This window comes from Burkholderia humptydooensis (assembly GCF_001513745.1).
Taxonomy (GTDB): Bacteria; Pseudomonadota; Gammaproteobacteria; order Burkholderiales; family Burkholderiaceae; genus Burkholderia; species Burkholderia humptydooensis.
Map to the genome: position 1 here is coordinate 1919067 of NZ_CP013382.1, position 18959 is coordinate 1938025.

At 65.3% G+C, this 18959-nt stretch carries 14 protein-coding genes and 3 pseudogenes; 10 read left to right on the forward strand and 7 right to left on the reverse strand.

What is annotated here, in order from left to right:
- Positions 1–31 precede the first annotated feature (31 nt).
- Together AQ610_RS27530 and AQ610_RS27535 are read right to left on the reverse strand one after the other, a co-directional pair.
- A complete protein-coding gene (locus AQ610_RS27530) occupies positions 32–586 on the reverse strand; it encodes a helix-turn-helix transcriptional regulator (RefSeq protein WP_006027693.1) in 555 nt (184 codons plus the stop codon).
- A gap of 266 nt (positions 587–852) precedes the next feature.
- Positions 853–1278: pseudogene (locus AQ610_RS27535) on the reverse strand (serine protease); the annotation flags it as partial.
- Positions 1279–1379: 101 nt separating this feature from the next.
- Between AQ610_RS27535 and AQ610_RS36535 the strand changes: the two are divergent.
- The 4 genes and pseudogenes from AQ610_RS36535 to AQ610_RS37700 form a co-directional block, all read left to right on the forward strand.
- Positions 1380–1682, forward strand: a complete 303-nt coding sequence (locus AQ610_RS36535) for a hypothetical protein (RefSeq protein ID WP_144411875.1) — start codon at positions 1380–1382, stop codon at positions 1680–1682.
- A 96-nt stretch (positions 1683–1778) separates the two neighbouring features.
- Entirely contained in the window at positions 1779–2345 is a 567-nt protein-coding gene (locus AQ610_RS27540; protein WP_015602599.1) for a hypothetical protein, read from the forward strand.
- Positions 2342–2785, forward strand: a complete 444-nt coding sequence (locus AQ610_RS27545) for a hypothetical protein (protein ID WP_006027696.1) — start codon at positions 2342–2344, stop codon at positions 2783–2785. Before AQ610_RS27540 ends, AQ610_RS27545 begins: the two co-directional genes overlap by 4 nt.
- Positions 2786–2949: 164 nt before the next feature.
- Positions 2950–3336: pseudogene (locus AQ610_RS37700) on the forward strand (c-type cytochrome); the annotation flags it as partial.
- 96 nt (positions 3337–3432) lie between these two features.
- Here the strand turns inward: AQ610_RS37700 and AQ610_RS27550 are convergent.
- Entirely contained in the window at positions 3433–4497 is a 1065-nt protein-coding gene (locus AQ610_RS27550; protein ID WP_009914569.1) for a rod shape-determining protein, read from the reverse strand.
- 296 nt (positions 4498–4793) lie between these two features.
- Here AQ610_RS27550 and AQ610_RS27555 point away from each other — a divergent pair, with 296 nt between their 5' ends.
- Positions 4794–7319, forward strand: a complete 2526-nt coding sequence (locus tag AQ610_RS27555) for a patatin-like phospholipase family protein (protein ID WP_043282813.1) — start codon at positions 4794–4796, stop codon at positions 7317–7319.
- An 82-nt stretch (positions 7320–7401) separates the two neighbouring features.
- On the opposite strand, the gene AQ610_RS27560 is transcribed toward AQ610_RS27555, so the two are convergent.
- Positions 7402–8517, reverse strand: coding sequence for an ATP-binding protein (locus AQ610_RS27560; protein ID WP_009914562.1), 1116 nt, complete (start codon positions 8515–8517; stop codon positions 7402–7404).
- Between the two features lie 323 nt (positions 8518–8840).
- A complete protein-coding gene (locus AQ610_RS27565) occupies positions 8841–9551 on the reverse strand; it encodes a response regulator (protein WP_006027700.1) in 711 nt (236 codons plus the stop codon).
- 350 nt (positions 9552–9901) lie between these two features.
- On the opposite strand from AQ610_RS27565, the pseudogene AQ610_RS35105 reads away from it, so the two are divergent.
- A pseudogene (locus AQ610_RS35105) lies at positions 9902–10252 on the forward strand (glutaminase); the annotation flags it as partial.
- A 370-nt stretch (positions 10253–10622) separates the two neighbouring features.
- On the opposite strand, the gene AQ610_RS27575 reads toward AQ610_RS35105, so the two are convergent.
- Together AQ610_RS27575 and AQ610_RS27580 are read right to left on the reverse strand one after the other, a co-directional pair.
- Positions 10623–11189, reverse strand: a complete 567-nt coding sequence (locus AQ610_RS27575; RefSeq protein WP_009914560.1) for a TlpA disulfide reductase family protein — start codon at positions 11187–11189, stop codon at positions 10623–10625.
- Positions 11179–12246, reverse strand: a complete 1068-nt coding sequence (locus AQ610_RS27580; protein ID WP_045554735.1) for a transporter — start codon at positions 12244–12246, stop codon at positions 11179–11181. Before AQ610_RS27580 ends, AQ610_RS27575 begins: the two co-directional genes overlap by 11 nt.
- On the opposite strand from AQ610_RS27580, the gene AQ610_RS38525 reads away from it, so the two are divergent.
- From AQ610_RS38525 to AQ610_RS27600, 4 genes are all read left to right on the forward strand, one after another.
- The gene (locus AQ610_RS38525) at positions 12245–12901 is read left to right on the forward strand and encodes a hypothetical protein (protein WP_231749000.1); all 657 of its coding nucleotides are present in this window, start codon (positions 12245–12247) and stop codon (positions 12899–12901) included. The genes AQ610_RS27580 and AQ610_RS38525 overlap by 2 nt on opposite strands.
- Before the next feature lie 750 nt (positions 12902–13651).
- Complete coding sequence (locus AQ610_RS27590) at positions 13652–15787, forward strand: polysaccharide deacetylase family protein (RefSeq protein ID WP_006027705.1); 2136 nt, start codon at positions 13652–13654, stop codon at positions 15785–15787.
- Positions 15788–15875: 88 nt separating this feature from the next.
- On the forward strand, positions 15876–17111 hold the full coding sequence (locus AQ610_RS27595; RefSeq protein WP_043282815.1) for a S53 family peptidase: 1236 nt from the start codon (positions 15876–15878) through the stop codon (positions 17109–17111).
- Positions 17101–18861: a c-type cytochrome gene (locus AQ610_RS27600; protein ID WP_231749001.1), complete on the forward strand. Its 1761-nt coding sequence runs from the start codon at positions 17101–17103 to the stop codon at positions 18859–18861. Before AQ610_RS27595 ends, AQ610_RS27600 begins: the two co-directional genes overlap by 11 nt.
- Positions 18862–18959: the final 98 nt, after the last annotated feature.

Below are 18959 nucleotides of genomic sequence, written 5' to 3' on the forward strand. Positions count from 1 at the left end.
GACGCGCCGACGACGACGCTTCGCGCGTGCGTCACATCGTCTCGACGAGGCGCGCGGCAGTACCGTCCGAGAGCAGCATGCGCGTCCACCGGCAGCGGCTCGCGCGAATCGGCACGACGTCCGAATCGTTGACGCCGCTCGCGAATTCCAGCGACGCGAACGTGACGCCGTCGTGCCAGCCCGCTCCGGCGAGCCGCGCCTCCTGCTCGGCGATCTCGGCCGTCGCGTAGCGCCACATCGAGCGGTTCATCAGGTCCGACAGCGGCACGCCGAACTCGGCCTCGCGCGCGGACGAGCAGGCGAGCAGGCGGTGCGTGAGGTCGCAGATCAGATGCACGGGGCGGCGGCTGTCGGCGACGAGCCGCGCGAGCGCGCGATCGCCCGCCGAATCGAGGCGCGCGGCGAGCCGCGCTTCGACGCGCACGCGCTCGGCGGGCGCCATCTGCTGGACGCCGGATTCCCAGCGCGAGATCGTCGATTGCGCGACGCCGAAGAGTTCGGCCGCGTGCGACTGCTTGATGCGGCGCATCAGACGCCAGCGGCGCAGCGTGCTGCCGAGGGGCGAAGAAACGATCGAGTTCGGCATGGCGGCGGCTCTCGGACAGGCTCGGGATCGGATGCGTGAAAGACGGTTGACGATCGATGCGGCTCCGCGCGCGGCATGGGCCGGGCGGGAGCGTGGGCGAACGGCGCGTGACGCCTTTTCGTGCATCGTTGCAGCGGCGGAGCGATTCGCAATCGTCATGGCGGCCGCGGCGACGACGGCCTCGCAACGCAACAACAGTCGCGCCGGCTTCGATCGACGTTCGTCGACGAACCGCGCCGACGAACCGTCATGTTAGCGCGTTCGCCCGCGCCGCCGTTGCCGGTGATCGTGCCCGTGCCGAGCGACGCATTGTTGCCGATGATCGCGACGCCGCCCGACAGCGTCGCGTCCTGCGCGGTCGACGCGCCGCTGATCGTCCACGCGCCGCTCGTCACGTCGAGATGATTGAAGTTGATGTAGTTGTTGACGGCAATCGCGCCCGTCGCCGGGCCGCCCGCCGCGCTGACCGTCGAGCCCGTCATCGCGGTGAACGTGTTCGTGCTGTTCGTGCCCATCGACACGCTGCCGTCGATCGTTCCCGAGTTGACGAACGTGTTGCCCTGCCCGGCCGTGCCGTTCGACTGGAACGCAATCCGCCCGGTGATCGTGCCGCTGTTGTTGAAATTGACCTGCCCGCCGCCGTATGCGGCGACGACGGGCGAATCCGGCCCGACCAGCGTCGCGCCGACGAGCGCGACGAACACGCCCATCGACTGCGCGGGTTTCGGATGATCGCCGGTATTTCTGGAACGCGGGCAGTTCAAGTTGCCCCTTCCTTGTTATCGAAAAACAGATGTCGAAGGAAACTGCTTGGCACCGCATCCGGCCACATGTCGGCGGCCGGACACTTCAAAAAACGAAAAACGGAAAACCCGTGAAGACGCGAACGCTGCTCGATCAGGCGAACGGCATGGCGACTCCCCTTATGGCGGCGACATCTCGAATTAGTCTAGTTAATGCGGATGACGACTTGTCGAAAGGCTATATCAAAGAATCGGGCCATGCAAAAATTGCATTCAAACCATGTTCATGGCTGACAAACAGCCAACTCGTTCACTTCTTAATTTTTTTCCATTTCATTTCGCATCTCGAATAATGACTCATCACACCATTCCGATTGATCTGCCTCAACTCGGAAAGCCTGCCGTCCGACACGATGAAAGCGGAACCTGCCAAATGAACGGAGGCCATGATGGAAATTTCAATGAGGGATCTGCTGACCGTGCTGCACGGCATGGGCTTCGGTGCGCTGTTCATGCTCGCGTTTTCCGGCGCGATCGCCGAGGTCTACCGGATGTCCGCGCCGGGCGCGCCCGAGGTGCCCGCGCCGCGCGAACATCGGCTGTTGATGATCTATCTGTCCGCGATGGTGATCCTCGCGTGGGCAACCGTGTTCTCCGGCGCATACGTCGTCTATCCGTGGTATCGCGCCGTGCCGCCCACCGGCCTGACCGATCTCGCGAACTACCCGCAACGCCTGTTGATGTCGAGCCGCAACACGTCGGGCTGGCACAGCCTCGGGATGGAGTGGAAGGAACATGTCGCGTGGCTCGCGCCGATCGCGATGACGATGGTCGCGTACGTATTCGGCAAGTATGGCCCCGCGCTCAGCCGGCAACGGCAGATTCGCAATGCCGTGCTGACGTTCACCGTCGTCGCGTTCGTCGCGACCGGCGTCGCGGGTGTATTCGGCGCGTTCCTGAACAAGTACGCGCCGGTTCGCGGTGGCACCGCCATCCATCTCATGACGGGAGAATGAACATGCCTACCTCGCATCCGCGCACTGCGACGCCGAACACGACCGGCGTCGACCAAAATCAGTCATCCGTATCAAGCGAGTCGACGGCCACGTCGCGCGCGAGCGCGCCCGCTTCCTCCGGCGCGCTGCCGAACGGCCCGGCCGCCGCCGCGATTCTCGCAGCGGGAGTCGGCTGCTTCGCCGTCGGGCTCTTTGCGCTCGCCGGCGATGCATTCCGCCCGGTTGCGCATTTCTTCACGTTCTACAAGCCAACCGGGCCGCTCTCGGGCGTGACGACGAGCGCGATCGTCGTCTGGCTGCTGTCGTGGGTGGCGCTGTCGCGCCTGTGGAGCGCGAAATCGGTCGCGCTCGGCCGCGTGACGGCCGTCGCGTTCGTGCTGCTGACGTTCGGCATCCTGCTGACCTTCCCGCCGTTCATGGATCTGCTGCAGGGCAAGTAGCCGCACGCTTGCCGAAGGGAGTCTCGCGCTCTCTTCGGCGCGCGCGGCGCGCCGCGTCGGCAAAGCGTATCGGCGGCGAGGCGCGCGATTCCACTTGGTCCATCTGATTCACATCAATTTTCGAAACGGCGGCAATCCTAAACTCGAATCGTCGATATCGATCGATGCGAGAAACGATTAGCTGGCATCGCGACGCATTCCATAAATTCGAAATAATTCCGAAAGGAACAAGAACCACCACAACGAATATCGGTAAACAACACCGGCTTCAATGCAAGACAAAAAGAGCGGTCACTGAGCAAAGAACCGATCGGCACAGGCCCGAACGATCGACAACAAAGGGGAGGCGGTATGTTCAATCGTATCCGCCGCGGTTTCACCGCAATGCTTGCATAGCCGTAGATGTCTGTCGCCGCGCTCGCCGGCTGGCCCGCCGGCTCCGCGCACGCGAGGACGGCGCACGGCTCGCCGCGCAGCTCTGCGCCGCTTGCCACGGCCCGCACGGCCGCAGCGAATCGCCGATGTTTCCGCGGCTCAACGCGCAAACGAACGAATATCTGACCGCGCAGTTGAAGGGCTTTCGCGAGCACGCGCGCGAATCAGCGAATCAGCGAATCAGCGAATCAGCGATTCAGCGATTCAGCGATTCAGCGATTCAGGCCGAAATCGCCCGCGTCTTCGTCGCCGGCGTCGAACCCGCCCCGCCCCATCGCCTCGCCGGCGCCGCGCACCGCGCAGGTGAGCGGATCGTCGGCGACCCGCGCGGCGAGCCCAGTCTCGTCGCGCAGCCGCTTGCCGAGATTCGCGAGCAGCGCGCCGCCGCCCGTCAGCACGATCCCGCGATCCGCGATGTCGGTGATCAGCTCGGGCGGCGCGTTCTCGAGCGCGCTCTTCACCGCGCTCACCACCTGGTTCAGCGGCGCGGCGAGCGCATCCGCGATGTCGTGATTGCTGAGCTCGATGGTTCGCGGCAGGCCGTCCGCGACGCTGCGCCCGACCGCGTGGATCGATTCGCGCGGCACCCGGCGGCTCGCGGTGCCGATCGCCTTCTTCACGTGTTCGGCCGTGTGCTCGCCGAGCAGCACGCCGTACAGGCTCCGGACGTGATTGACGATCGCCGCGTCGAACTGGTCGCCGCCGACGCGAATCGCCTCGCGATAGACGATGCCGCCGAGCGCGATCACCGCGACCTCGGTCGTGCCGCCGCCGATGTCGACGACCATCGATCCGACCGCCTCCGATACCGGCAGCCCCGCGCCGAGCGCGGCCGCGAGCGGCTCGCTGATCAGGCTGACCCGCGACGCGCCCGCCGCGAGCGCCGCTTCGCGGATCGCGCGCTGCTCGACCGCCGTCGCGTTCGACGGCACGCAGATCGTGAACTCGACGCGCCTGCCGAACAGCGAGCGCGCATGTGACATGCCGACGAACTGCCGCATCATCTGCTCGGCCGCGTGATAGTTCGCGACGACGCCGTGCCTGAGCGGCCTGACGGCTTCCAGATGCTCGGGCGAGCGGCCGAGGAGCGCCTTCGCCTGCTCGCCGACCGCCTCGACGCGCGCCCTGTCGGCCGGGCCGCCCCGTTTGCGGAAGCAGACGACCGACGGCTGATTCAGCACGACGCCGCGATCGCGGACGTAGATCAGCGTGCTCGCGGTGCCGGGATCGACCGCGACATTGTGCGCAAAGAACCTTCCGAGAAAGGGTGCCGCCATCGTGAAGCCTCTATTGAATCAGGTGGAAGGATTCTGTGGATGCGCCTGCGGCCGCCCCCGGGGCCGATCGCCGGCGACGAGCGCAATCCACTCAGTCGCTTAGCGGCAGGATGCCTGAATACTTTAGGAGATTTCATGAATTTTCTATAGCGCGGCAGGCCGCCGTACGCGCGCGCGGCCCGCGCGAACCGCGGCGACGCGTGGTCGCGCCCCGACAAAAGCGGTACTCTCTCGCTTTTGCCGATTCCGCATCGGCGCTCCCGACCGTTCAGTCCGACCACACCCAAGCAACGATAATGACGGCGCTCGCCTCTTCCGCCCGTCCGGGCCTTCGTGTTCCCGGCCTCGTGGCCGCCCTCCTGTTCGTCTGCGCCGCGACGGGTGCCTCGGCGGCCGCGCCCGTCGCGGCCGTCGCGCCCGTCGCGCCCGCCGCGCCCGCCGCGCCCGCCGCGGCCGTCGCGCCCGTCGCGGCCGTCGCGGCCGTCGCGGCCGCGTCGCCGGCGCCGGCGACGCCCGCCTCCGCCATCTCGGATGCAACCGACGCTTCGGCGTCCGCACAAGCCGCGCCGGCCGCCGCGGAGGCGTCCGTTTGCACGGCGGACGGCGGCAGGCCAGGCCGGCCGGCGATCGGCCTCGTGCTGTCGGGCGGCGGCGCGCGCGGCTACGCGCATCTCGGCGTGCTGAAGGTGCTCGAGGCGAACCGGATTCCGGTCGACTGCATCGCGGCGACGAGCATGGGCGCCGTCGTCGGCGGGCTGTACGCGACCGGGATGACCGCGCAGGAGATGCAGCGGCGGCTGTCGCAGGTGAATCTCGCCGACATCGCGTTCGACGTGACCGAGCGCGCGGACCTGCCGCAGAAGAAGCGCGAGGACGAACGCCTCTATATCGACGGCCTGACGATCGGCTTCGATTCGAAGGGCTTCAAGGCGCCCGTCGGGCTCGTGCAGGGCAACCGGCTGCAGGCGCTCCTCGCGAGCTGGACGGCCGCCGTGCCGACGAACCAGCCGTTCGACCGGCTGCCGATCCCGTTCCGCGCGGTCGCAACCGATCTGCAGACCGGTCAGAAGGTCGTGCTCGACCACGGCTCGCTGCCGCTCGCGATCCGCGCGAGCATGGCGCTGCCGGGCCTCTTCTCGCCCGCCGAGATCGACGGCCGCGCGCTCGTCGACGGCGGGCTCGTCGGCAACCTGCCCGTCGACGCCGCGCGCAGGATGGGCGCGGACGTCGTGATCGCGGTCGACATCGGCTCGCCGCTGCGCCCGCTGAACGCGCTCGCGTCGCCCGCCGACGTGATGCAGCAGATGATCGGCATCCTGATCCGGCAGAACGTCGCCGAGCAGCGCAAGCAGTTGACGGCGAACGACATCCTGCTGCAACCGGACCTCGGCAAGCAGACCTTCACCGATTTCCAGACCGCGAACCAGGCGATCGCCGCGGGCGAAGCCGCCGCCGTCGCCGCGCTGCCGCGGCTTGCGCGCTACGCGCTGTCGCCCGAGCAATACGACGCGTATCGGGCCGCGCACAAGCGGCCGCAGCAGCAGCCGATCCGCATCACGTCGATCGAGATCCGCACCAACGGCGCGGCGGTGCCGAAGCGGGTCGTGCGCAACGCGCTGCGCGTGAAGCCGGGCGACGTCTACGATCCGCAGGCGGTCAGCGCCGACCTGTTGTCGCTGACGACGAGCGGCAATTTCGAGAACGTCACGCAGCAGATCGTCAACGAAGGCGACGAGCACCGGCTCGTGATCGACGCGCAGGAGAAGTACTGGGGGCCGAACTTCCTGCTGTTCGGGCTCGGGATGTCGAGCAGTTCGAGCGACGAAGGCGGCTTCAGGCTGCACGTCGGCTACCGGCGGCCGTGGCTCACGCAGTCCGGCCTCGAATTCCGCGCGGACACGACGCTCGGCAGCGACATGCAATCGGCGCACGTCGAGCTGCGCCAGCCGCTGTCGAACACGATCGGCTATTACGTCGCGCCATACGCGGAATACTTGCGCCGCTATGCGAACGTCTACGACTCGAGCGGCGACATCAAGATGACGCAATACCGGCTGCAGACCGAGCGGATCGGCATCGACTTCGGCTTGCCGATCGGCCGCCTCGGCGATTTCCGGATCGGCCTCGCGTACGCGCACGGCACCGGCGCGCCGACCTACAACATACCGTTCGACATCGGCGACACGGTCCCGCAGCAAATACTCCTGTTCTCCGACTACGCCGCGCGGGCGCTGAGCGCGCGGGCGCGGCTCGTCATCGACCAGCTCGACGACCCGCTGTTCCCGCGCAGAGGTTATTTCACGGAACTGCGCGTCGAGCGCTCGCTGTCGTCGAGCAGCGCCTTCTCGGACCCCGACTCCGGCGAGGATACGAGCAACGCGCCGTACACCGAGGTGTACGGCAAGGCGATGATTGCGCAGCAGTTCGGCCGGCATAGCCTCAGCGCGACCATCGAGGGCGGCAAGAGCTTCGGCGGCACCAATCTGATCAACCGGTTCAACTTCACGCTGGGCGGCTTCCAGCATCTGTCCGCCTATGCGGCCGACCAATTGAACGGCGACGCGCTGTTCTACGGGCAAGTCACCTACATGAACCAGCTTGCGACGTTCAATGCGTCGCCGATCAAGGCGCTCTATGTAGGCGCGAGCGCGGAAGTCGGCAACGTGTGGGCGGGCGGCGAGCGGATCGGCGGCGGCTCGCTCAAGCAGAGCTATACGCTCTTCACGAGCCTGACGACGGCGTTCGGGCCGGTGTACGTCGGCGTGGCATTCGCGCCGGGCGGGCGGCGCAACCTCTACTTCCAGCTCGGCCGCACGTATTGAGCCGGGCGCGGCGGGGGGGACGCTCCGGCGCGAATCCGTCCGTGGTGCGCCGCGCGCCGCGAACGCGCGCCCCCGCCGCGCGTCAGACCGGCCAGCTCATCTCGAAACGCGCGCCCGGCAGCAGCAGCGGATCGACGACGGCAACGCGCCCGTTGTGCGCCTGCAGCACCAGCCGCGTGATCGCGAGCCCCAGCCCGTAGCCGGCCGTATGGCGATCGAGCCGCACGAACGCCTCGAAGATCCGCTCGCGCTCGTCCGGCGGCACGCCGGGCCCGTCGTCCTCGACATCGATCTCGATGTTGCCGTGGCGCATCCGCAGGCCGACCGCGATCCGCCCGCGCGCATGCTTGCTCGCGTTGCGCAGCAGATTGCGCATCGCATACGACATCAGCCGCTTGTCCATCTTCACGCGCAGATCGGCGGGCACCGCGACGCGCGCGTCGAGCGTCTTGCTCGGATACAGCAGCGCGGCGTCGGCAACCTGCTTGTCGAACCACGCGACGAGCGCCGTCAGCTCGAGATTCGACTGCAGCGAGCTGTACTCGAGCCGCGCGTACGTGAGGCTCATGTCGATCAGCTCGTCGAGCTCGGACACGTCCTGCTCGATGCTGTCGATCGCGTTCTGATACTCGTCGGCCGACCCCGGCTCGCGCAGGCTCTCGAGCGCGAAGCGCACGCGCGCGAGCGGCGTGCGCAGCTCGTGCGAGATGCCGTTCGTCAGGTCGCGCTGCGCGGCGATCAGGCGTTCCATCCGCATCGCGAGCGCGTTCAGCGTGCGCGCGAGCGGCCCGATGATCACGCTGCGCGATTCGCGCGCGCGCGTGTTGAAGCGGCCGCCCGTGAAGTCGATCGCGCGCTCGCGCACCATCACGAGATCCGACCAGACGGGCCGCATCCACCGATAGCCGGCGAGCGCCGGCACCGCGAGCACGAACGCGGCGAGCGGCAGCGCGCCGCCCGGCAGCGCATCGAGCGCGCGCCACACCACATGCGGCCCGAGCGCCGAGCAGAGCGCGGCGATCGTCCCGCCGACCGTCACCAGCACGAGGCCGACGAGATGCAGATAAGTCCGCAGATAAAGGCGCGACCAGCTCGGAATGCGGTCGGCGCGCGTGTCGGTCCACGAGCGGCGGAAATGCAGCCAGCGCCATTTGCAATAGCGGAACGGGGACAATCGGTGCGCTTGCGTGCTGTTCATGATCGTGTCGAGAATGTCGGGGAATCGGCGCCGTCGGTCATCGGGCGGAAACCGGCCGGGCCTGTGTCGACCTGTATCGGCCTGTATCGGCCGGTCGGAACCGGCGTTCGGCCGACGCGCGGCCGGCTCGTCTGCCGCATGGGTCGTCTATCGCGCCAACGCCGCGGCGTTTCGCCGAGTAAAACCGCGGCAAATGTCCGGGCGCAGTCGGAGCGCCATGCCGCGCTGCATCTCGTTCGGCGTGGCGCGGCACGCGCGCCAAACGGAGTGCGAGACGGAAGCCGAGCCGCGCGCGACGCCGGCCGTGCACCTCGACGCGCCGCTCACTCCCACGCGTTCTTGCTGAATTGATACCCCTTGCTGCGAATGGTCTTGATCCGCTGCGGGCAGCTCGCGTCGTCGCGCAGCTTGCGGCGCAGCTTCGAGATCCGCCCGTCGATGGTCCGGTCGAGACCGTCGAATTCGACGCCGCGCAGTTGCAGCATCAGATCGTCGCGGCTCACGACTTCGCCCGCATGGCAGACGAGCACCCACAGCAGGTCGAACTCGGCCGACGTCAGCTCGGGCGTCGTGCCGTCGGGCAGGCTGACGGTCCGGTTCGTCCGGTCGATCGTGAACTGGCCGAACGTGTAGCTCTCCGGCTGCCCGAGCGCGCCGTCCGCCTGCCGCGCCGGCGCGCGGCGCAGTTGCGCCTTGATCCGCGCGAGCAGGATGCGCGGCTCGACCGGCTTGTGCACGTAGTCGTCCGCGCCGAATTCGAGGCCGAGCAATTCGTCGAACGGCTCGTCGCGAGCCGTCACCATGATGATGACGCCATCGTAGTGCTCGCGCGCCTCGCGGCAGATCTCGAAGCCGTCCTTGCCGGGCAGGTTCACGTCGAGGATCACGAGATCGGGGCGTCCCGTCAGAATCGCGTCGACGGCGTCGTCGCCGTTCAGCACGGTGTCGACGACGTACTCGTGCTTGCGCAGGTAGCCCGCGATCAGCGTGGACAGACGATTGTCGTCCTCGACGAGGAGAATCCGGAAAGGCATGGGCAAATCAGTCGATATGGAAGCCAAATATTATTTGAAACAAGGGCTTAGCGCGAACGAGCGAAACTGACGCGCCAACTTTGTAAGATCCCGAAACATTTGGAATGATACTGCGACGCGCGCCGGCAGACGAACCTCTCGTATCCGCCCCCCTGAAAATCGCGCGTCGGCCGCCCGCAACCGCCCGCAGCCGTTACGCTCGCTGCGCCGCAGATGCTTGACGAATCGCCGCCGGGAAGGTTCCATACGGGCTCGCTTCACACCCGCGCGGCGCGGCGCGCCGCGCACCGATTCGATGAAATACCCAGCGATCCTCGAACGCATTCACGCGGAACTCGCCCCCTGGATCGGCGCAGGCCGCGCTCTTTCTCGCGAACGGCGGCGTCGCGCCCGCGACGGGCGCGCGGATTCTCGATCCGAGCTCGGCGAAGCGGCTGTCGGCGCTGATGCTGACCTGCGGCACCTACGACGCCGCGGGCGACTTCGTCTACCGCGTCGGGCTGCCGGCGAAGAGCGGCGTGGGCGGCGGGATCGTCGCGGTGCTGCCGGGCGAGATGGCGGTGTGCGTGTGGTCGCCGGGGCTCGATCCGAACGGCAATTCGCTCGCTGGCACGCTGGCGCTCCACTCATATAATTGTTGGCCGGCCACTTCTTTGCCTCAGGCTGGATTGAGCAGACACCAGAAAAGCAATACAAACTGAACACCAGCGCGGCTAAAGCAATTCGCACGATGATCGAGCTTGTCAAACAGGGATATCGAGCACCTCGCGTTATAGAAGCGCTCAACGAAATGGGCTTGGCATTAACGCCCGGACGTCCCAATCACGTCGACCGCGTTCGAAATATCGTCTCCAAGCGGGCATTGACCGGCAAGCGGTCATGCCGTTGATAGGGCTTGATAGAGTAGATCGCCGAATGATTCACGCTTCGTTTCATCTCGCTCTCATCGAATGACCGCTTGTGTTTGAGGGATGGCGGACAATATCGCAATCACGAGCAAGAGCGCACTCAACATTGACGCCTGTCCACCGGAGCAGGACACCACAACGCCGAAGATGCTCAACATGCGACTTATCCATGTAAGAGCGGCGTTACGACGCGCTCGAGGCGATCGGCTGTCCACGAGGGCTTAGGATCATCCCAGCCATTGTCGGCAAGGAGCCCGTTCCGGTCGATGGTGAAGCTCACCGGGATGCGCCACATTCGACCATAGCCGCCGGCGTATGCACTGCCCAGGAGGCCAACTGGAAAGCTCAATTTGGCCGCGACTTGTTGGACAGCCGCGAGACTGTCTGGCCCGTCCAGGCTGAAACCGAGCACTCGCAAGCCGTTCGCCGCATGATGCGCCGCGTATTCGGACAACAGCGGCAGTTCGATTCGACACGGCTCGCACCATGTCGCCCAGAACGTCAGAATGACCACGTTTCCACGCAAATCGTCGCTGGCGATATTTTGCCCGTCGAGCGTGTGCAAGACGAGGCCTGGCGCCGGACGGCCCACCGCCAGGCTGTTGGCCTGCGCCATCGGCAGCCACCCGCCGAGGCTGGCGCCCAGCGCGACCCCACCGGCCCCGCGCAGCCAATCCCGCCTCGACCAGCCACGCTTGGCGAACGGCGATTCCTCAACATCAGAATGCATAGCTCGCCCCGACGGTGCCAGACCAGCGCGGAAACAACTGATAGCCACTGAGCCGGCTATACAGCGACTTCTGGACGAATGCGTAAACATTCAGATTCTTCACCACATTCACCGTCACGCCAGGCGACAGATAGACAACCGTGCCGGCCGTATTGTCAATGTCAGCGAGCGCGCCCTGGTCCGCACTCTTGCGGGTCACGTTGATCTGAAGTTGCGGGACGATCTTCGGATTCGCCTCATAGCGCAGACCGACGCTGACCGTCGCCTGATTGCCGGGACGGTAGTCCTGGCCAAGACCGTGAAGATTCTCGATCACAGCCGACTGGAATTGACCGTTGATGAACGCGTCGAAGTTCTGGCTCACCGGCTGGTAGTAGTACGCGCCAACGATGAGGTCAGTGCTGCCGGTACCCGGCTGCAAGCTGGTATCGAGCGTCTGGCCGCCTGCGCTGTTCGGGCCCGACGAGAAGAACACCGGACTGCGGCCCACGGCGGCTCCCGTTAGTGTATTTTGGCCGCCGTACTTCCCGGTAGGTAGCTTGACCCCGAGTTGAACGCCGAGATTGTGAGTCGGCAGGAAGCCCTGATAGCTGGCGATCAACTTAACGTCGCCGAGCCCACTGCTTGTTGCGCCGCTCAGATTGCCGGGGGTGAGTTGATCTGGCGTCGCGTTGCCGTAAGTCGAATGGCTGCGGTCGACGAATGGAATGATCGCGCTGAAGCTCCACTTCGCATTCGGGCTATAGTTGATGCCGAGGTTCCAGTAGCGGTTGATCGTCTGGTGTTCGACTTCCTGACTCCCGCCCGCCGCGTTGATTGCCGCCGGCACGTTGGGCGATACCGCACTCGTTCCGCTACGCAATTGGTTCTGCGGGATGTACGTGTAATCGAGGCTGATACGCCAGCCTGGCATCGCCGAATAGCCCATTGCGGCATCGGTACTTAGCGAGCAGCCGCAGGTCGCGCATGCATGGGCGGCAACAGGTATGGTCAGCCCCGTCAAGCAGGCGAGTGCAGCAAGTGCAACGTCGATATTTCGATTCGATTCGATTCGCATGTCTTTCCTCTTTGTGTCGTTTTGGCGCGCGCAATCGATCCGTCGTAGCGCGGACGCGTGGCGCGAACTGTTTCAGTGGCAATCTCGCGCCCAAGAGTCCCGCTCGATTTGGCAGGGCTTCTTGAAGTGGCTGAAAACGATTGACTTAGGCGAGGAACGGCGAATCCCGCGGGTGTCCTGCGGAGAATGCGTCACCGTCTACGAATGTAGACGGTACCGACGATTGGGCAATGCGGTACTTCCCGGTCCCTACCATCTGCGGCAAGGCGAGCGGCGGTGCCGGCACATGATGCGTAAGCAGATCGCAATATCCGCAAGCGCCGAGGTGAATCATGGCCACGTGATCTTCGGCGTCATGCCCCCCATCAACCGAGCAGGTCTGCGCAGACGGCAGCTCTCGATCAATAGACGCTATGCCATGACTCACGATCGGGGAAAAAACGATGAACCACATGGCAAGAAGGCCAAGCCAGGCGATCATTCGATTACGGCGACGAGCGGTCATGATGGCGGGCATCGCGGGAGCGACGGCATTTCAACGGAAACCAGAAATGCCGACGATACCTGGCAAAACTGGCGGCGCAACGCGACATTTGATCGCATCGCTGATGTGCGTCAACACCCGTTCGGTTGGACCTATCCGTCAAAGAAATGAAGTATGAGCTTGCCGAACCACGCCAAGACCATCAGCGTCGCGCTGCCCGCGGGCGCTCGACAAGTACACGGTGCCCTGGGCGGCCGTAGCCTCCGACGATCATCGAAGCCAGCGCGGCTACATGTTCACGGTGAAATGACGAAGGCCGATGTTGCATACCAGCTCCATTTCTGACCCGTTCGTCACGTTACGCGTCACTCGCACGTAGCCGTCCGATACCCTGCCTAGAGGGCATTCATCATACGATGTCAGCGGCTTCGCCATTCGCCGTACCGGCGGCACGCCGACGTCGGCTCATTTCGCGAAGCGATGCCACCGCCTCGTCGCGCCCGAACTCGCCAGGTCTTCGCAGCATTGGACGTCCGCCTCCTCTCCGCGCATCACGTATCAGCATTGCGACATTTTTTACCGACTCCGAAAGGCAACGGTATCCCCATGCGCCGGGCCTCCCCATGCAGCCGGCAAACGGCCGGGTTGGCACGTTGCTAGCTTCTTTCGACACGCTCCCAATGGCGAATTCGACGCGCGTTCGAGGACGACTGGCGATCCAGCACTTCCTGACGGAAGCCGTGACGCGCCGGTTTGTCTTCCACTCGAAAAACGCCACGGGTCCGCAACGCGCCTATTGCTCCCTATCTTCGATTCGCTCGGCCGACGCAGTCTCTACACGTCACCGCCGAACGCATCCGGACGAAGCGCGTACCAGGAACGTTGGATATCACGTGTCGTCCACCCTGACAGGAGAGCACCATGCTGGTCAAGTCGATTCGATTCCTCAGGACGTGCCTGATCCTGTGTTCTCTATGTCTCGCCATCGTCCCCGGACGAGCAAACGCGGCGTCGAATCAGTTGCTGCTGCTGCTGCCGGACAACTTCACGCTCACCGATCCGCGCGTGTCCGCCTGGTTCGACGCGGCGTCGGAAGAAGGCTTGCAGCTTTCTGTCATGTACGACAGCCAGTTCGAACAGGCAGGCACGTCGCTCCAGGAGTATAGAGGCCTGATCCTGCCCGATCAGGTTCATACGGTAGCCGACGACGCGCTCGTGACGGCCATCCAGAACTACGTGCTCAACGGTGGCCACGTGATGCTGGTCTACGATTTCGGCGTCCTCACATCGACCGGCTTTTATTCCGTCCCGCAGTCGAGGTTCAGCTCGATGGCGGGCGTCAGTTACGTTCTCTACAATTCGCTGGGCGGCAACATGATCGGACTGGGGCCTGTGACAGGCATGGGCAGCACGTTGCGTACGCTCCAGGTTCCGCCCGGAAAGTCGATGACTTGGCCTACCAGCACGGGTTCGACCACGGCTACCGTCACAACGTCGGCGTCCGTATCCGTTGCCGCGTCGTCCGCTCAAGTGCTCTATCTGCGGCCGAGCCCGACCAATCCGGGCGGGCTTGCCGGCTACAACCACAACGCGTACTTCAACTACAAGACCGAGAACGGCCTCGCAACCAACATCAGCCTGAATCTCGGTCGCGTGTCCAAAGGAGCGAAGGTCAAGTCCGGCACCTATACCGCGACGTCGACCAAGAGCAAGACCGCATCGACACCGACGACTTCCACCGGAACGTCCGCGCTCGCCACGACAACGACCGCCGCGACGACGGACGTGCTCGAAGGCATCTCGGGCTATGTGTACGGCTTCCTCACGTATCCGAGCTTCGTCACGCAGGGCACGTACAGCGGCACGGCCTTGCTGACTTCGCCGAACTTCGGCCTCGTCGCCGGCTACAACCCGTACGGCAGCGGCGGCGTGCTGTTCGTGAACATGCCGCTCAGCTACCTCGAAGGGCAGACCGACGGCATGCCGCTCCACGGCTTCCTGCACTACTTCACGACGAGCGTGTTATCGATGCCGCATCTGTCGCTCGAACCGAAGGCGCAAGCGGGGATGGTGCTCAACTGGCACTTCTGCGCGGAAGAAATGATCCAGCCGGCGCTATACCTGAAGTCGCTCGGCATCTGGAACAACGGTCCGTTTTCGATCGTCGTGACGGCTGGCCCCGACGATGCCGCAATAGGCGACGGCCTCGGCATCAATCTGACCAACAACACGCAGGCAGAGCAGTTGATGCAGTATCTGCTCGGCCTCGGACACAACATCGGCAGTCATGGCGGGTGGGATCACGACTACTGGGGCGCCAATGCGAGCGAGACCGATCAGAGCACGTTCCAGCAGTACCTCACGCTGAATCATCAGGCGGTGCAGTCGGTCACCGGCAAGCCCGACGTCGAATGGGCAGCGCCGGAAGGTAACACCCCGACGTGGGCCGCGACCTGGCTCGAGAGCAACGGCTATTCGGGCTACTACTTCACCGGCCACACCGGCATGGCACAGACCCGCGCGTACCGCAACGGTGCGCTGCTGAATCCCGGCATCTGGGCGTTCCCGGTCATGCCGTTCGGCAAGTACGCGACGTTCGAGGAGTTCCAGGAGTTCGGCGTATCGACGACGGACGTCACGAACTGGTACGAGTCACTGATGAACTTCGTCGTCGCCAATCGCACGACCCGGCTCATCTACATGCACCCGCTCGGCGCGTCGTGGTACCCGAACATACTCACGACCATCTTCAGCTATGCGAACACGCTGATCGCGACCGGGCAGTACAAGTGGTACACAATGGACCAGTTGACACAGTTCGACAGGCGGCGCCTGCTCGTCACATGGACGGCGACCGATACGGGCAGCGGTTGGTCGTTCAGCGCGTCACAGCCGACGAGCCTGCAGGACATGACGTGGCTGCTGCCGAAGAACGCTTATCAATTGCCGGTCGTGACCGGGGGATCCGCCACGGTCGTGACGACCGACCCGACCAATTGGCTCGTGATCGCCGGCGCGGGAACGGCCTTGACGTTCACGAGCGCCAAAGTCCAATAGCGCCGCGCAGAACGTGCGCTGACGATCGTCGATCCGTCGATCGAATGGTCGTCGGCGCCGCTGGGATCGCTCACGGCAGAGAAACGACATGGAACGACACTCGCTACGTCATTCGCTTGGCATGCTTACCGTAATGGCGACCCTCGCGCTCACGACGGCTGCGCCGTTTGCACAGCAAACGAATCGGCCGTCTCGCGGCTTCACGCGTCCGCCGTTCCATCTGCAACGACATACGGCCGCGAGCCCGGGCGGCCTTTCTCCGGCGCAGATCCGGAATTTCTACGGATTCGATCAGTTGCCGCGCGATTACCGCGGCAGTGGACAAGTCATCGCGATCGTCGACGCTTACGACAACCCCAACGCCGAGGCGGATCTCGACGCGTTCAGCCGCAACTTCGGCCTGCCGCCCTGCAATGCGGCCAACCGATGCTTCGCCAAGATCTATGCCACAGCCGATCGAAGCCGTCCGCCCGCGGATGCCGGCTGGGCGCTAGAAAGTTCGCTCGACGTCCAGTGGGCCCATGCGATCGCACCCGACGCGAAGATCGTGCTGATCGAAGCGGCATCCAATGCCTTGACCGACATGATGAGCGCGGTGGCCACGGCGGTCGCGGCGCCGCCCGAAGGCGCCGGCGCGAAAGTCGTGTCGATGAGTTGGGGCGGCAACGAGTTTCTGTCGGAAACGCAATTTGACGGCCAGTTCACGAGCGCGAACGGCGTGTCGTTCGTCGCCGCGTCCGGCGACGGGGGGAACGCCGTCGACTACCCCGCCGCATCGCCGTATGTGCTCGGGGTCGGCGCGACGACGCTCGTCACCGACGCGAGCGGTCGTTATGTCGCCGAAACCGCGTGGTCCGGAAGCGGCGGCGGCCAGAGCGCAATCGAATCCGAGCCACCGTATCAGGCAAGCTATCGGATTCCGTTCGACTCGCCCGGCGTGCGAGGCGTGCCCGACGTCGCCTACGCGGGAGACCCGGCGTCGGGTTTCGCGATATACGATTCGTACGGCTACGGCGGGCAGCGCGGCTGGTTCGTGGTCGGCGGAACGAGCGCGGGCGCGCCTCAATGGTCGGGCCTGCTCGCGATCGCGAACGGCGTCCGGGTCCAGCGCGGCAAATCCACGCTGAATGCAGTCAGTGCCGTCGAAGCGGTCCTGTACCGCATCGCGTCCGCTTCATACCAAACGACTTTCTACGACGTCACGAGCGGCGCGAACGGCACATGCGGCGCATTGTGCGACGCGATGCCCGGCTACGACTACGTCACCGGGCTCGGACGTCCGATCGCCGGCAATCTGGTGCAAGCGCTGATCGATGCGCCGTGACGAGGATCTGCCCGAAAGGGTACTGCCGGAACACGTCGGAGAGTCGAAACCGCCGCTGTCGGACCACGCCCGCTCGCAGGGCGGATTGCGCCGAACAGCCGGGGCCGCCGCCTCGGTCACTGCGCATCCGCCCGCCGTGCCCGCGCTCGTGCCGCTGTTCGCCCTGACGCTCGCGCTGTCCGCTGTCGTGACGGCGCGGGCGGACGGATCGCCGACAGACGACCCCGGCGAGGCGATCTATCGCAACGGGGTACTGAGCTCCGGCGCGCCACTTCAAGCGCTGCGCGAAGGCGGATTGCGCATGGAAGGCTCCGCGGTCGCCTGCGTCAACTGCCATCGGCGCAGCGGCCTCGGAGCCAAATCGGGATTCACGTCGATCCCGCCGATCGCCGGAACGTATCTGTTCAATCCGAGCACGCTGAGTGGCGAGCGTCCCGGCATGCCGTACGTAGAGAGCATGCGCAGCGATCGCGCCGCCTATACCGACGTGATGCTCGCCCGCGCGATCCGCAGCGGAATCGATGCACAAGGCCAACGCCTTGGCTACTTGATGCCGCGCTTCGCGTTGAACGACGACGACATGGCGGCGCTGCTTCGCTATTTGAAACGCCTCGATCCGCGGCCCGCGCCGGGCGTCACCGACACCGCCCTCCATTTCGCGACGATCACGACGCCGGACGCCGATCCGGTGAAGCGCCACGCAATGCTCGACGTGCTGCGGCACTACTTCGCCGACAAGGACGCATTCCCGACGGGCGCGGCCCCACCGCATCCGTCGAGCGACGCGCCAGCCTCGGTTCCGCGTCGCTGGCAACTGCATGTCTGGGAACTGGGCGGCGCGGCATCGACGTGGGAGGCGCAACTCGCTCGGCATCTGGCCGCCGAACCAGTGTTCGCGGTGATATCTGGGATGGGCGGGCGGACCTGGGCGCCCGTTCGCGCGTTCTGCGAACGCGCCCGTATTCCGTGCCTGTTTCCTAACGTCGAGGTACCGGCCGTCCGCAACGACGACTTCTATTCGATCTACTTCTCGAACGGTGTACTGCTGGAGGCCGGACTGATCGCCTCCGAAATCTCCCGGGGCAAACACGACGTCGCACCACAAACGGTCCACGAAGTGTATCGGGTCGGCGACAGCGGCGAGGCGGGCGCGCAAGCGCTCGCCACTGCCTTGCGGGCACGGGGATTCGACGTGTCTCGCCATGCGCTGATGCCAGCCGATCGCGTCGCGAGGGTGTTGAACGGCATCTCGAAAAACGATGCGCTCGTGCTGTGGCTGCGCCCCGCCGATATTGCGACGTTGGGTGACGCGGCGCCAACGCGAATGGTCTACATGTCCGGCATGGTGGGCGGCCTCGATCATGCGCCGCTGCCCGGCGGCTGGCGTGCGGTCACGCACATCGCGTATCCGTTCGACATGCCCGATCGTGTGCGCCGACGCGTCGACTACATGCTCGACTGGGCAGCCACCAGGCACATCCCGATCGTCGATCAACAGATTCAAGCGGACACCTTCCTGGCGTGCGTGTTGCTCGAAGAAGCACTGGGCCACGTGACCGGAACCTACGTTCGTGACTATCTCGTCGAGCGCATCGAAGACACGCTCGAACAGCGCGTGATCACCGGCTACTATCCGCGCCTGACGCTTGCACCGGGACAGCGCCTCGCATCGAAAGGCGGCTACATGGTCCGCTTCGCGGACTCGAGCGGCACCCGCATCGTGGCCGACGGAGCGTGGACCGTCCCGTAGACGCCGATCCCGCCTAATTCACGGGACGATGATTCGCCGTGTTGCAATCGAGACGCCGAAGGCGACGACGATCTACGCGGCTCACCACTCAGGGAGAC